This is a genomic window from Streptomyces katrae (assembly GCF_000717655.1).
Taxonomy (GTDB): domain Bacteria; phylum Actinomycetota; class Actinomycetes; order Streptomycetales; family Streptomycetaceae; genus Streptomyces; species Streptomyces katrae_B.
Genome location: NZ_JNZY01000048.1, coordinates 23,039 through 36,913 on the forward strand (window position 1 = coordinate 23,039; position 13,875 = coordinate 36,913).

A 13,875-nucleotide genomic window follows, 5' to 3' on the forward strand; every position below is an offset into this window, starting at 1 on the left:
GCACAGTAAGCCCGGGTCAATCAATCGCTCTTTTCGAACAGACGTTCAGTAGGGCGGGGTGAAAGCCCGCTTGGCGCCTTGGTCCCCGACGCGGGAGACCGCGCAAACACGGGCCGCCCGCAACGTTCGTTGACCGACGGCGTGCGCCTATCGAAATCTTGAGCGGACCGGCAGTAACGGACCGCACTGCATCAACTTATGGAAAGTGAGAGCAAGGCGTGAGTGAGCAGCCGCTCGTGAAGCCCGGAGCGCCATCCAGACCGGCCCGGCCCAATGTCGACGCTGGAGACGCCGGTTACAGCAAGTCGTTGAAGTCCCGGCACGTCAGCATGATCGCCATCGGCGGTGCCATCGGCACCGGCCTCTTCCTCGGTGCCGGCGGCCGCCTCGCCGAGGCCGGCCCGTCGTTGTTCGTTGCGTACGCGGTCTGCGGCGTCTTCGCCTTCCTCGTCGTCCGCGCGCTCGGCGAACTCGTCCTGTACCGGCCCTCGTCCGGCGCCTTCGTGTCGTACGCCCGGGAGTTCCTCGGCGAGAAGGGCGCCTACACCGCAGGCTGGATGTACTTCCTGAACTGGGCCACGACTGGTATCGCCGACATCACCGCGGTGGCCACCTACACCCACTACTGGGGCATGTTCTCCGACATACCCCAATGGGTGATCGCGCTGATCGCCCTGGCGGTCGTCCTCGCGGTCAACCTGATATCGGTGCGGATCTTCGGCGAGCTGGAGTTCTGGTTCGCAATCGTCAAGGTCGGCGCCCTCGTCCTCTTCATGTGTATCGGCATCTTCCTGCTGGTGACCCAACACCCCGTCGACGGTCACAACCCCGGTCTGTCCGTGATCAGCGACAACGGGGGCGTCTTCCCCAACGGTCTGCTGCCCATGCTCCTGATCACCCAAGGCGTCATCTTCGCCTACGCCGCAGTCGAGCTGGTCGGCGTGACGGCGGGTGAGACCGAGAACCCCGAGAAGATCATGCCCAAGGCGATCAACTCGATCATGTGGCGCGTGGCGCTGTTCTACGTCGGCTCGGTCATCCTGCTCTCGATGCTGCTTCCGTGGAACAAGTACGTCGCTGGCGAGAGCCCCTTTGTGACGGTGCTCTCCAACATCGGTGTCCCCGCGGCGGGCGGCGTGATGAACCTCGTCGTCCTCACCGCGGCCATGTCCTCGCTCAACTCCGGCCTCTACTCGACCGGCCGCATCCTGCGCTCCATGGCGATGTCCGGCTCGGCGCCGAGGTTCACGAGTGCGATGAGCCGCAGCCAGGTTCCCTACGGTGGCATCCTGCTCACGACCGGTATCTGTGTGCTCGGCGTCGGCCTCAACTTCGTCGTACCGGCGGAGGCGTTCGAGATCGTCCTGAACTTCGCGGCTATCGGCGTCCTGGCCACGTGGGGCATGATCATGATCTGCCACCTGCTCTTCTGGCGGAAGACGCAGCAGGGCGAGCTGACGCGTCCTGGCTACCGGCTGCCCGGCTCGCCGTGGACCGAGATCGTGACCCTCGGCTTCCTGGCCTCTGTCCTGGTGCTGATGTATGCCGACGGCGGGGCCGCACGCACCACCGTGCTGTGTCTTCCGCTGATCGTCGGGGCTCTCGTCGCCGGGTGGTTCGGCGTGCGCGGCCGGGTGGCCGGTATGCGCAGGGCAGCCGAGGACGCCCAAGCCAGGCCATGACCTCGACGGCGACACATCGGGGCGGCTCGCCCACGCATCAGTGGCGTGACATCACCTGCCTGATACGGGCCGTGCCGCCAACCTGCCCAGGACGCATTCAACGTGACCTCGTAACGCTCTTCAATGGCCCGGTGGTCGCCTTACGATCCGACCGCGCCCCAGGGATTCCTGGCCACCGCACACCCCTCGATACGGCACCCAGCCCTAGAACCGGCGGCGCTGATCCTTGCATCCGCCGCCGTCAGCCCGAGTCAACCGCGAGGCGTAGCGTGACATCACACTCTGCGCGTCCGGCACAAGCTCTCCCACGAGAAAGCCAGCTGTTTCAGGCGCTGTCATGTTCGATCTTCACCGGCTCAGACTTCTCAGGGAGCTCAAGCACCGCGGCACGCTGGCCGCCGTTGCCGCTGCCTTGTCCTACAGTCCATCGACCATTTCTCAGCAGTTGTCGCTGTTGGAATCCGAGGTCGGCGTCCGGCTACTGGAACACGTCGGTCGGCGGGTACGCCTCACCCAACAGGCGGAGATCCTCGTTGCCCACACCGAGGCTGTCCTGGAGCGGCTGGAACGCGCAGAGACCGACATCGCGACATCCTTGACTGATTTGACCGGAATACTCCGCATCGCTTCCTTTCAGAGTGCGGCGCTTGCCCTGGTCCCCACCGCGCTGACCTTGTTGCATGCCGCTCATCCGCTGCTGCGTGTCCATCTGACTCAGATGGAGCGGGAAAGTGCCATTTCTGCTCTGCTAGCGCGTGACTTCGATCTGATCATCGACGTTGAGTACCCCGGTATTCCCGGTCCTCGGCCCGCGGAGGTGGAGCAGGAGGAGTTGTGTGAGGACACCCTGCATCTGGCTCATCCGGCCATTGGGGGCGTGGCCGACCCCATGGAGGCGCTCCTCAGCCTGGCAGGACAGCCGTGGATCATGGAGCCCGAGGGAACCGTCGCTCGCCGCTGGTCGATGGCACTGTGCCGCGAAGCAGGCTTCGAACCGGACATCCGGTACGAGTCCACCGATCACTTCCTGCATCTGCGGCTCGCCGAACAGGGTCATGCGGCCGCGCTGCTTCCGGGTTTGGCATGGCACGGCCGTCCCCGACCGTCCCCATACAGCCATTGCCACGGGCTCATCACAGGCGCAGACTGCTCACTGCCGTGCGTCGCGGAGGCGGCCAGCACCCCACCATCAAAGCCGCCCGGCAGGCACTGCTCGGGGCTGCTGAGCAGTTGGTGCTGTGACCGCATGAGCCGCGGGGGCCCTGCTCGTGTCAGGTCAGACGTCTGAGCACGTCTTCGACCGCGTCGATGAGCGGATCGCCTTCCGTGCCTGTCCGCCTTATGAGACCCAGTTCGACGTCAGGGAGTTCTGGCAGGCCGCTGTACGCGGCGGTGCCGGGTTCCACGCAGGCGGGCAGTAGAGCCGCAGCGCCGAGGCCGGCCCGGACGGCGGCTTGCACGGCGGCCAGGCTGGTGCTTTCGAAAACAACACGCCATGTACGTCCGTTGGCTTCCAGCGTGTCGAGCACCGGCGTGCGCCAGCGACACGGCAGGGAGAACAGCACGAGAGGGAGGGGGTCAGCGTCCGGATCCAGTCCGGGCCCGACGGCCCATCTCAGCGGCAACCGGGTCGTCCAGCGCGGTAGGCCGGGCAGGTAGGACGGATCACACAGGGCGATATGGATGCGTCCGGAGGAAAAGGCCTCCCTCATGTACGGCCCAGGAGCGCTGACCACTTCCAGCGTCGCTTCGGGGTTAAGGCGGGCAAAATCGGCAAGGGCCTGGGGGAACGGTGCAGCGGCGAGGTCTTCGATCAGTCCCACCCCGCAATGCCCCGTCACCGTTCGCCTGGTTGCGGTGAGAGCCTGGGCAGACAGGGCCAGGATCCGCTCGGCATAGGGCAGCAATGCCTCGCCGGCCTTGGTCGGGCTCACTCCGGTGGCCGTACGGTGCAGCAGTGGCTGTCCGACGGAGCGTTCGAGCTTCCGCAGCTGCTGGCTGAGGGCCGGCTGGCTGTACCCGAGCGCGGCTGCGGCGCGACTGATGCTGCCGAGGCGGGCGCAGCTGACGAACATCCGCAGCAACGACGTCTCTAGATCGCGGTCGAAGGCCATAACCGCACGTTATACGGCCCCCTGCTCATTGGGTAGTTCCATCTGAAGGAGCGAATCATTAGCGTCAGTCCCATGCACTACTTCCACGTCGATGTGTTCAGCTCTCAGCCCTTCAGCGGCAACAGCCTCACTGTCTTCCCCGATGCCGCCCAGCTCAGCAGCGGCCAGATGGCGGCCATCACGCGGGAAATGCGCCACTTCGAATCGATCTTCCTGACAGGTGAGGACGCGGGAGACGGAGCTTGGCGGGCCCGCGTCTTCGACCTCGTCGAGGAACTCGACTTCGCAGGCCACCCTGTCATGGGAGCCGCCTGTGTCCTGCACGCCCTGCATGGCAGTGGCGACAGTGAGACATGGAAGATGAAATTGAAATCCCGCACGGTGGAGATCACCACACATCGGCGTGGTCCTGGGCGGTACGCGAGCGTGCTGGATCAGGGCGCTCCCTCCTTCCTCGGCCAGCCGGACCGCAAGGACCTGGCGTCTTGGTTTTCGCTGAACGAAGAAGACCTGGATGCGGATCTCCCGCCCGAGGTGGTCTCCACCGGTCTGCGCTACCTGGTGCTGCCGGTACGCAGCGGCGCACTCGAACGGGCCCGGATTGCTTTCGATCTCGACACGCCGCTTTCCAGTCTCGGCGCACAGTTCGCCTATCTCCTCGATGCCGACACCTTGGAGTCACGGCACTGGAACAACGACGGCATCGTCGAGGACGTGGCGACCGGAAGCGGAGCAGGATGTGCCGCCGCCTATCTGCGCCGCCACGGCCGCATCCGCGACGGGGAAAAAGTGGTCCTCAGGCAGGGCCGGTTCACTGGCCGTCCCAGCCAGATGACGATCAGCGCGCAGGGCCCAAGTGGGGACGTCCGCTCGGTACAGGTCGGCGGCGAAGTCTCGTTCGTCGGGAATGGACGTTTGGAGGAGCTGCCAGCATGAGCGGGTTGCGACAGCCGTCGTCTGGTCGCTGTCGGGTGAACCAATCCAGGGGAGGGGGCGAGACTCGACGCTATCCTTTTACGGAGTCGGTCACGAATTCTCTTTGAGGGCTCGGCCGGTAGAGCGTCGGCGGCCGCGTCCGGCAGAGCAGTTTCTCGACCTGAGGATCCAAACTGGCGGCACATGCAGACCGCCTGGCGCCGTCCGACAGGTCGGCCGCTTTGGTATATCGCTGCACTGCATCTCCTCATGTCGCCCGCGGCCACGACGTCACCACGCTTGCGAAGGTTTGGAAGACGACTGTCGCTTCGCAAAAGCGCTCTGCCTCCGCGCGCGCGTAGGCAAGGGTGTTCAGGTGGGCGAGGCGGACGCGTACTGTAAGAACCCGGGGCTGAGACAGAGCCGGGTTGCCCGCCTCAGCGCTACGATTTCCCTCGGCGTCTCGGCCGACACCCTCGGCAGCCAAGCGCTGAAGCCGGCCTGTCACCAAAGGAGGCGGTCGCGCCGAAAGTTCCCCCAGCCAATGGCACTGGCACAGCAAACGTAGGCCGCATCTCGTCACAGGGGAAGACCCATGCTCAGATTCCCAGCCGCCGAAGCCGATTCGACGTCCAAAAGAGCAGGACAACACAGGCCGGACTTGGATGCCGAATTTCGCGTCGGTTGGTCAGTTGCACAGACTGGATCAATACACTCATGAACGCTGAACTTCCTACCGGATATGAGATATCCACAGACCCCACCCGCCTCGATCCTGCGCTGATCCACCAGTGGCTGTCACAGGACTCCTACTGGGCCGTTGGTCGATCCAGGGAAAAGCAAGACATGGCGCTCGCCAGTTCCTTCAACTTCGGCGTCTACGACAGCGTCTCAGGCGCCCAGGTCGGGTATGCCCGTGTTGTCACTGACTCAGCCACCTTCGCCTGGTTGTGTGACGTCTACATCGCACGCGACGCACGTGGCAAGGGCCTGGGGACCGCTCTGGCCACTGCGGTCCGGGACCGTCTTTCTCCTTATGGCCTGCGTCGAATCGTGCTGGCCACGGCGGACGCGCACGCGGTCTATGCCAAGGTGGGCTTCGCATCACTGGAGAAACCGGAGAAGTGGATGACTCTAGGGGAGCAGTGAGCCCCCAACCACTCCGGCGAAACGGGCCTCCAGCCGCGGGGTACGGGGAACGTGAGACCGGACCAAGGCAGCCGGTACGAGCTGTCGCAATGCGGTGCGCAGGGAAGCCAAGCGCCTCGCCGTAGTTGCGGTTCGGCGGATTCGGAACACCGCTCCGCCGACTCGTCCCAACGTGCTGCGACGCTCTTCGGCGTGTGGTCCTATGAGACCGGCCGGGATCAGGGAGAGGCATGCCGGAAGACCAGTCGGGCCTGTATCAGGCAGGCGAAACGGTGCTGTTGGTCAAGGTGCCCGAAGCCGAGCCGCTCGTGGGCGGATGGCGCCGGCGGTTCGACTCCTCGGCCGGAGCCAGGCTTCCGGCGCACGTGACGGTGCTCTATCCATTTCTGGACCATGGCCGCATCGATGCCGACGTGCTCGGCGCGCTCGAATTACTCGTTGGTGCCCACCGAGCCTTCGACATACGGTTCGAAGGCTTCGGACGGTTCCCCGACGTGCTCTTCCTGGTGCCGACACCGGAGGGTCCGTTGCGGGCTCTTACTCAAGCCGTCTGCGAACGATGGCCAGAGGTCCCGCCCTATGGGGGCCGGTTCGTCGAGCTCGTCCCGCACCTGACGGTGGCCCATGGTCAGGAGCGGAGCGTATTCGACGAGGCCGAGGCCGCCCTCACCGGCCGTCTGCCGGTCACCGCCCGCGTTTCGGCGGTTCAGCTTTTGGTTTGCGACGGCGAGTCCTGGCATGAACAGGCGGCCTTTCCCCTGCGCGGCCGAGGTGAATCATGTCGATGAGGTCGTCGCGGCTGGTGAGGTTGCCGTACCGAAGGTTGCAATCCGCCAGAATCCGCCCGGATCTGCGAAGCGGAGATCACCGTGCAGGTTGGGGTCAGGTGTGCGGCGATGCCCAGCGGCCACGTCGACTGCGGGCAGGATGGGGTACTGAGGCGGCTGCGACCGCCGCCAGGTCTAACCCGGACCGGTGCAGCTGGGACCACCCAGGCTGCCAGGCAACCTTCAGCCCCTCCGCCCCCTGGCCGCAACTGGACCGTCTGGAGGTCCGCTACCGGCGCCTACTCGGAAATCGGCTCTACTCCGAAAGCCTGCCGGCGCGCCGCAGCTCTTGATCCACAGCTTCGAAGAGTTCCACGGATGCCACGGAGGTGGGCACGACGCCGGTTGTCACACCGGCGACGCCACCGACCGTGACGAGTGGGTCCGCCACCTTGTCGCCCTTCAACCAGCTCGGCCGAGCCCGGCCTCCAGCACCATGCGGCAGCCCGCCGTGCTCACCCGCCCGCTGTGGGAAGGACAGCCCGTACGTGACGGCCGCCCCCACCTGTGACAGGGAAGATCCCGATCGTGGCGAGGCTTGATCTGCGGCGCAAATGCGGCCGGCCCCGCGTTCCTGGCGCTTCAGCTGTGACCACCTCCAGCCCCTTGACAATCGCGACGGGGTACCCCGCGGGGAAGCAGCCGATGCCCGAGCCCGCGCCGGATCGTCAATGCACGCTGCCCACGGTGAGAGCCAGCTCCGGCCCTGGCCTGCGGGCTGGTGTATCCCGTTGATGCGGCTGAGGTGATACCTCGGTGGTGGGCGGTCGAGAGGCAGGTCATGCGGGATAACGTGTCGACGTACCGCGGATGTTCAGGTAGAAGTCGATGAGTTTGACCGTGGCGAAGGCTGTGGCCCCGATGCGCAGAGCGTTGACCCCGAACCAGGCCCAGGCAAGTGTGTCGACGCGCGCCGGGTCGTTGATCGGAGGCCCGAAATACAGCGTGCCGTTGATTTGCGTGACGGCGACGAAGGTGAGCGCGGCCATGGCGAGATGGCCGCAGGTGGCGAGTCGCAGGCGAGTCTGGTTCGCGGGCGACAGCCCGCCCCGCTTCAGCCAGAGAAAGGCCAGCGAGCCCAGTGCCGGGAGAGCCACGATCGCATAGTAGAAGACCGGGTTGGCGACCGAATGGTACGGGTCCCACAAAGACTGGGCTTCCACAGCATGTGCGCCCATCATCATGTTCGGGACATCGACGATCTCCTCATAGAGGAAACCGAAGAAGAACCACGCGTGGCACAGAACCGCTGTGCCCGCAGCGGGGCCTATACGGGCATGCAAGGGGGACGCCTCCTGGATGGAAGAATAGAGCCGACCCCCATCAAATAGTCAAACTCTTTACATATCAACTTGCTTGAAGACTCGCGCTTAAGGAGGGGGGTCGACCTCCCTCGCCTGCTGACGGGGGAACTGACCGACCTCAGCAAGGCGATCGACTTGACAGGCAGCGCTGCGGCAAGCCGGATCGGTATCAACCAGATACACCTAATTTGCTTGGAACGGCTGGGGGCATCAGGGACTCATGAGCACGGGTCAGGTCGTCGGCCCCGTGCTGACGACTACCGCCATCAGCGCTATGGCCTTCCGGATGGAGGCTCGGGGGTATGCGCGTCGTGAAATGGATCCAACGACAGACGCAGGGTGCTGCTGCCCGGCGTCTCGGTGCTGGCCCGGCAGGTGTCGGAGGCCCGCACGGGGGCCGAGTGGCGTCTGTACGAGGCGGTGGCCCGCCGCGCGCCGGGCCGATGATGCGCTCGCGCCGGGCGCTGGCTGAGCTTGCTGGTGGTGCCGTAGAACAAGCGGGTCTCGGAGCTGGAGCGGCGGCTGCGTATGCCGCCGATCGGGGAGCTGTCCAACCGCAGGGAGGAATTCCATCGCCGCTGGGCCGCCCACAACGTCCGGATGCACACCACCGGCGTGAAGCTCCTCCACCATCCGGTCATCGGCGACCTCGCCTGCCCTTCGAGACCTTCCCACTCGGCGACGGCCCCAGCCAGTTCCTGCTGACCTTCACCGCCGAGCCCGCGTCACCCTCGCAGGACGCCCTGACCCTGCTGGCCAGCTGGGCCGCGACCAATGACGACCTCGAGCGGTCCGCGCCAGCCAACGACTCCGAGCCGGCCGAGCAGGCAGGGACACCCGACTGAACGACTGACCACCCGGACAGCACCATCCGAAGCGCGTTGGGCTGGGCGAGGCGGCGATCTGCTCGAGAACGGCAGGTCGTGCTCGGGCGGCTTGGATTTCGCGATCTTCTTGATCTCCCGCCGCTCGGACAGTGTGAACGTCTTGGGCCGGCCGCCGGAATACTTCGGATACAGAGACCCGAAGCCGTCCGTGTTGAAGTTGTGGATTACGTCCCGGACCCGGTCATCGCAGGTGAACGTGAACGACACCTCGGCGATCCGCGATACCGGCATGCCTGCGCGGACAGCAGCACCATCTGAGCCCGTCGCCAGGTCACCACCGACCCGGCGCCCCTGCGGATGATCCGCAGCAGCCTCCGTCCCTCGTCGTCATCGATCTCCCGCACGCGTACTGTCTTGGCCACGGCCACAGAATGCTCGGTGCGTGAACCACGGGTGCGGTGCTTGACAGCACACCGCCGGAACAGCCGTACGCCATGCACAGAATGGGGGCATTCGCCGCCCAATGCCGAACCGAAAGCGACTGCCATGAACCGCCTTCCTGCGGACCCGACGGTGCTTCACCCGTTTCCCGACCAGCCGCGCGTGGTCCTGCTGAAGCCGCTCCTGACCTCGCCGCTGATCGAGGCCGGGGAGTACTCCTACTACGACGACCCGGAGGATCCGACCGCGTTCGAGACCCGCAATGTTCTCTACCACTACGGGCCGGAGAAGCTGGTCATCGGGAAGTTCTGCGCACTGGGCACCGGAGTGCGGTTCATCATGAACGGAGCCAACCACCGCATGGACGGCCCCTCCACCTTCCCCTTCCCCATCATGGGCGGATCCTGGGCCGACCACTTCGACCTGCTCGCTGGCGTGCCCGGCAGAGGCGACACCATCGTCGGCAACGACGTCTGGTTCGGCTACAACGCCATGATCATGCCCGGCGTACACATCGGGCACGGCGCGATCATCGCCTCCGGCGCCGTAGTCGTGGACGACGTCCCCGACTACGGAATCGTCGGCGGCAACCCGGCCAAACTCATCCGCACCCGCTACAAGGACGACGAGATCGCCCGCCTGCTCGCCCTCGCCTGGTGGGACTGGCCCGCAGAACACCTCACCAAACACATCCGGGCCATCATGGCCGGCACCATCGACGACCTCGAAGAGATCACACCACGGTCCTGAGCCGACCTCCACGCACTACACGTCACACCGGGACAGGGCCACCGTTGTCTTACACGGCACTACCGACCCAGCGGGTCCACCCGCGCGCCTCACCCAGAACGCGCGCTGCCCGCCGGGCCCGGGCCAGCCGCGGGTTGGCCGGGTCGGCGTGCCGTTCCCGTTCGAAGGTGCGGTAGTCCCGGGTGGTGCTGAACAGAGGCGGCTGGACCCAGCTCGTGATCACGAGCGCAGGGGCTGGCCCTGGTGCCCGTTTCAGGCCGCGGCGCCCCTGCCTGCCGACAGGCGGTCCGCCATTGCGAGGCCGCTGCAGGTTCGCGAAGAAGAGCTGTTGGTACTTACCCCGCCGAAGGAAGATCGCCAGTGCGGCGTGGCTTCGCCGTGGACGCCCGCAGCCTTGATGGCCAGCTGGCTTCCCCGGCAGAGCCGGCAGTGGCAAGTCGTGGACGGGAACCTTGCGGCGGCAGACAGCACATGTGCCAGGCGAGTTGAACTGACCGTAGGTGTAGCAGGCCCGGCAGAACCGGCCGAGCAGCTGTCCCCAGGCGAAGCAGCCCACGCAGGAGGCCGCAGGCTTGTTGTTGCCCCAGCCAGTGAAGGGGGACCCAACCTCCGGCTCGCTCGGTGGAATCCGCAGTTGGGCGTCCTTCGCGCCGCGCGTGTTCATCTCGTCGATCGGGCACTCGATGACCCGGCCGGTCATCCGGTGAGTTCGACCTTGTGCCGCAGCTCCAGGAACATGAAGTACGTGCTCAGCGCCTGGGACCGGGCCAGCCGGGTTCGGCGCGGCGAGCTACGCAGCACCTTCTCGAAGTACGTGTCGGCGTCGGCCGGCTCCCGATCCCACAGGGTCGGCCGAACCAGGTCCCCTTCTGGTCCAGGTGCCCGACTTCCCCGCGGATCGTGCCATCCGCCAGTCCTGCCGAGGCACGTGCGAGGAGGAACCCGGACAGCGCGAAATCCCCTTACGTTGTTGGTGGGTTGATTCCGGTCACTCGTAGGATCGGGAAACCCTGGGGCACTGGGTGTGGCTGGCAACCTCATGCCGCACGTGGGGCTTCTACTGATTGGCCGCCCGGTGCCCCGCGACGACTCGGCCACTGATTGGGATGCGCGCGACAGGATCGCTTGGTAAGGACATGCTGCCGAGGTCGTCTGCTGGGACCGGTACGGAAGCGGAGGCTCTCGAGGCGGGTTGCCAACGACGAGAACGCACTGCTCCAGCTGATCGCAGATGTTCTCGCGTTGAGCGAGGACGAGCCGGTGACTTGGGCGATCGACCTCAACGCCGACGGGGCCGCGCTGATGATCGCCCTTCTGACCGACAACGGGCAGAGAGTCCCAGGCCGCACCGTCCACCACGCCTCCGGGTCTTACCGGGGCGACGGGAAAACGGACGCTAAGGACGCGTTCGTCATCGTGGACCAGGCCCGCATGCGCCGGGACCTCCAGAGCATGCACCGTGGTGACGACATCGCGGTCGACCTGCGCATCCTCACTTCGCGCCGCCTGGACCTGGCCGCCGACCGCACGAGGGCGATCAACCTGCGGGCCCAGATGCTGGAGTACTTCCCGGCCTTGGTTTAGCCACGCGATGTCGGTGGGCGCCCCGAGGCCCGGAGATCTGCCAGATCTCTTCGCCGAGCGACTTCGACAAGCGTTCTTCGAGCTTCACGCGCGCGCCCGTTCCTACCGGCCGCCGCCCCACCTGCCCCGGATCACGCTCCGGCGGCCTTGAGCCCGGGCCCCGCGCCGGAGCCGGTGAGTGCGGACGACCGCGGAATGTAGGGCCTGCTGACCGACGGCCTGAACGTTCCTAACGACCTGGACGGCCTCGGGCCCGGGCGGCGAAGGTCCCGCGAGTTGAGGGTCCCGTGCGCACTGCCGCGTTTCGCGTTGCAGGCCCCTGTGTTGAACGGCTGGACCTTGACGCAAAGTGAGGTTCGGCTCCGTCAGCAGGTCAACAAAAGCCTCAAACTCCGCAAAGGAACTAGGCCTGTGCTCCCGGTTACCACGGGTAGCGGGGGCTGGCCCCACCCCCGATCGGCCGGACAGCCGGATGGCCCGGTGGATCCCGTGTCGGCGACGGTGGGGCGGTATACCCAGCAAGTCGCCTACAGAGAAGACAAGATCGTGCGCATCGTCACGGCCACCGCCGTAGTCCTGGCCCTCGTCGGCGCAGCCGCACCGGCCGTAACCGCCCGCCAGCCGGCCACCGACGGAATCTGGCGCACCGACGGCTACGGCACCGCGTTGTCCATCCGGAACGGAACCCTCCAGGAGTACCAGACCACCGCCGTCAGCTGCATCGCGGGCGACACCGCGCAGCGGACCGGCCCCGGCGCCTACACCACGCCTGGAGGCACCGTCCTCACCGTGCGCACCCGCGGGGACCGGGACCGCGCTTCCGTACGGCTGGACGGTGACGTCGGCGAACGGAACCTGCGCCGGATGACGGAACTGCCCGACGCCTGCACGCGTTCCGCCCCCGGGAGTCCGCTCGCCTCCTTCGACGTTTTCTGGCAGTCCTTCGAGGAGAACTACCCCTTCTTCGCCGCCAAGGGCATCGACTGGCACGCCGTACGCGACCGGTACCGGCCCACGGTCCACGACAGGACGACCCCGGACGAACTCTTCGCCGTCTTCAGCAAGATGGTCGAGCCGCTCCACGACGCGCACGTCGCCGTCTTCGACGTCGACGGCGACGGCGACGGTGACCCCGACCGGGCCTTCGCGCAGGTCCGCCCGGGCACCGTCCGGCCCGACGGGACGCTCGACGCCAAGGTCAAGAAGTTCGTCGTGGAGCGCGACCTCAAGAACGCCCGGAACCTGCAGGACTTCGCCGCCGGGCGGATCACCTACGCCGACCTCCCCGGCGGGCAGGGCTACCTGCGGATCTCCGGTTTCGGCGGCTACACGGGCGGCAAGGCCCCCTACGCCGCCGAGCTGGCCGAGCTCGACAAGGCGCTGGACACGGTCCTCGACCAGGAACGCACCCGCCACCTGAAGGGCCTGGTCATCGACCTGCGGATCAACGGCGGCGGCTCCGACGCCATGGGGCTCCACATCGCCGGGCGGCTGACCGACACCCCCTACCTCGCCTACGCCAAGCGGGCCCGCAACGATCCCGCGGACCCCACCCAACACACGCGCCCCCAGCCCCTGTACGTCACGCCCGCCCAGGGCCCGCGCTATTCCGGACCGGTCGCCGTGCTGACCGGCGGCTCAACCGTCAGCGCGGGAGAGACCTTCACCCAGGCCCTCATGGACCGGCCCGGCCGGACTGTGCGGATCGGGCAGCCCACGCAGGGCGTCTTCTCGGATGTCATGGTGCGCAAGCTCCCCAACGGCATGTCGGTCTGGCTGCCGAACGAGGAGCTGCTGACCCGGTCGGGCAGGACCTTCGATGGCGCGGGCATCCCGCCGCACCTCACCGATCCGGTCTTCACCACGGAGGAGTTCGACCAGAACAAGGACTCGGCCTTCGACCGGGCTGTGAAGGTCCTGCGGGAGTAGGTCGGCTCCTCGCGGAGACGCCCCGGCCCCGTCGGCCTAGGAGTTGTCGTGAACATCGTCGATCCCGTCGAAAACCAGCGAGTCCTAGTGTCCTGCGCCGGAGATCCGTCGTTAGTTTGTGTATGACTAGTAGTGCTTTGTTAGGTGGTGTCGTAGGGCTGCCGTGGGACGGTTTGTTGGCAGGTGGGGCAGGTGCCGCTCCAGGTGGCCAGCAGGTGTTGGAGGAGGTCCAGGGTCTGAGGTTCCCCCGAGAGGCGGGGATGAGTGACGGATGGTCAGATGGGTCTCGCGAGAGGAGCCCAGACGATGCCCGCACCGAGGAAGTACCCGTTGGAGTTGCGTGAGCGTGCGGT

General features: G+C 66.4%; 9 protein-coding genes and 3 pseudogenes. 9 read left to right on the forward strand and 3 right to left on the reverse strand.

The genetic code is table 11. The features are described from left to right. Positions 1-218 precede the first annotated feature (218 nt). Positions 219-1,682, forward strand: a complete 1,464-nt coding sequence (locus tag IF09_RS0135355; RefSeq protein WP_030302965.1) for an amino acid permease — start codon at positions 219-221, stop codon at positions 1,680-1,682. A 337-nt stretch (positions 1,683-2,019) separates the two neighbouring features. Then, positions 2,020-2,924: pseudogene (locus IF09_RS41130) on the forward strand (LysR substrate-binding domain-containing protein). A gap of 29 nt (positions 2,925-2,953) precedes the next feature. On the opposite strand, the gene IF09_RS0135365 reads toward IF09_RS41130, so the two are convergent. Further along, positions 2,954-3,796 (reverse strand): LysR family transcriptional regulator, encoded by an 843-nt coding sequence (locus tag IF09_RS0135365; protein ID WP_030302971.1) that lies wholly within the window; start codon positions 3,794-3,796, stop codon positions 2,954-2,956. A gap of 72 nt (positions 3,797-3,868) precedes the next feature. Here IF09_RS0135365 and IF09_RS0135370 point away from each other — a divergent pair, with 72 nt between their 5' ends. The 3 genes from IF09_RS0135370 (at position 3,869) to IF09_RS0135380 (ending at position 6,648) form a co-directional block, all read left to right on the forward strand. Further along, complete coding sequence (locus tag IF09_RS0135370; protein ID WP_030302973.1) at positions 3,869-4,732, forward strand: PhzF family phenazine biosynthesis protein; 864 nt, start codon at positions 3,869-3,871, stop codon at positions 4,730-4,732. Between the two features lie 696 nt (positions 4,733-5,428). Continuing rightward, positions 5,429-5,860, forward strand: coding sequence for a GNAT family N-acetyltransferase (locus tag IF09_RS0135375; protein WP_030302974.1), 432 nt, complete (start codon positions 5,429-5,431; stop codon positions 5,858-5,860). 230 nt (positions 5,861-6,090) lie between these two features. Then, entirely contained in the window at positions 6,091-6,648 is a 558-nt protein-coding gene (locus tag IF09_RS0135380) for a 2'-5' RNA ligase family protein (protein WP_030302976.1), read from the forward strand. 818 nt (positions 6,649-7,466) lie between these two features. On the opposite strand, the gene IF09_RS0135390 is transcribed toward IF09_RS0135380, so the two are convergent. Further along, positions 7,467-7,970, reverse strand: a complete 504-nt coding sequence (locus IF09_RS0135390; RefSeq protein ID WP_158710144.1) for a hypothetical protein — start codon at positions 7,968-7,970, stop codon at positions 7,467-7,469. Between the two features lie 549 nt (positions 7,971-8,519). Here IF09_RS0135390 and IF09_RS47635 point away from each other — a divergent pair. After that, complete coding sequence (locus tag IF09_RS47635; RefSeq protein WP_234321271.1) at positions 8,520-8,696, forward strand: hypothetical protein; 177 nt, start codon at positions 8,520-8,522, stop codon at positions 8,694-8,696. 101 nt (positions 8,697-8,797) lie between these two features. Here IF09_RS47635 and IF09_RS48370 read toward each other — a convergent pair. Continuing rightward, positions 8,798-9,240 (reverse strand): annotated as a pseudogene (locus IF09_RS48370) (helix-turn-helix domain-containing protein); the annotation flags it as partial. 124 nt (positions 9,241-9,364) lie between these two features. On the opposite strand from IF09_RS48370, the gene IF09_RS0135405 reads away from it, so the two are divergent. The 3 genes and pseudogenes from IF09_RS0135405 (at position 9,365) to IF09_RS0135420 (ending at position 13,522) form a co-directional block, all read left to right on the forward strand. Further along, positions 9,365-10,009, forward strand: coding sequence for a CatB-related O-acetyltransferase (locus tag IF09_RS0135405; RefSeq protein ID WP_030302980.1), 645 nt, complete (start codon positions 9,365-9,367; stop codon positions 10,007-10,009). Between the two features lie 1,170 nt (positions 10,010-11,179). Continuing rightward, positions 11,180-11,587 (forward strand): annotated as a pseudogene (locus IF09_RS0135415) (IS110 family transposase); the annotation flags it as partial. Positions 11,588-12,139: 552 nt separating this feature from the next. Continuing rightward, positions 12,140-13,522, forward strand: coding sequence for a S41 family peptidase (locus tag IF09_RS0135420; protein WP_030302984.1), 1,383 nt, complete (start codon positions 12,140-12,142; stop codon positions 13,520-13,522). The last annotated feature ends 353 nt before the right edge of the window (positions 13,523-13,875 follow it).

Bases quoted from the DNA above. Each gene is read 5' to 3' on its own strand.
- IF09_RS0135365 (WP_030302971.1), bottom strand. From the start codon at position 3,796: ATGGCCTTCGACCGCGATCTAGAGACGTCGTTGCTGCGGATGTTCGTC.
- IF09_RS0135370 (WP_030302973.1), top strand. From the start codon at position 3,869: ATGCACTACTTCCACGTCGATGTGTTCAGCTCTCAGCCCTTCAGCGGC.
- IF09_RS0135375 (WP_030302974.1), top strand. From the start codon at position 5,429: ATGAACGCTGAACTTCCTACCGGATATGAGATATCCACAGACCCCACC.
- IF09_RS0135380 (WP_030302976.1), top strand. From the start codon at position 6,091: ATGCCGGAAGACCAGTCGGGCCTGTATCAGGCAGGCGAAACGGTGCTG.
- IF09_RS47635 (WP_234321271.1), top strand. From the start codon at position 8,520: ATGCCGCCGATCGGGGAGCTGTCCAACCGCAGGGAGGAATTCCATCGC.
- IF09_RS0135405 (WP_030302980.1), top strand. From the start codon at position 9,365: ATGAACCGCCTTCCTGCGGACCCGACGGTGCTTCACCCGTTTCCCGAC.